This window comes from Klebsiella sp. 10982 (assembly GCF_048589245.1).
Lineage (GTDB): Bacteria > Pseudomonadota > Gammaproteobacteria > Enterobacterales > Enterobacteriaceae > Klebsiella > Klebsiella quasivariicola.
Map to the genome: position 1 here is coordinate 1 of NZ_JBMAXV010000158.1, position 328 is coordinate 328.

At 67.7% G+C, this 328-nt stretch carries 1 protein-coding gene; it reads left to right on the plus strand.

What is annotated here, in order from left to right; translation table 11 throughout:
* A partial coding sequence (locus ACKLKD_RS28070) for a sodium ion-translocating decarboxylase subunit beta (protein ID WP_420062024.1) occupies positions 1–328 on the plus strand: 328 nt, incomplete at both ends.

The window sequence follows — 328 nt, forward strand, 5'->3', positions numbered from 1 at the left end:
CATCGGCGGCGCCGACGGCCCGACGGCCATCTACCTGTCGGGCAAGCTGGCGCCGGAATTACTCGGGGCCATCGCGGTGGCGGCCTACTCGTACATGGCGCTGGTGCCGCTGATCCAGCCGCCGATCATGAAGGCGCTGACCACGGATAAGGAGCGGAAGATCCGCATGGTACAGCTGCGCACGGTGAGCCGTCGGGAGAAGATCCTGTTCCCGGCGGTGCTGTTGCTGCTGGTGGCGCTGCTGCTGCCGGACGCCGCGCCGCTGCTGGGGATGTTCTGCTTCGGCAACCTGATGCGCGAGAGCGGGGTGGTGGAACGTCTGAGCGAC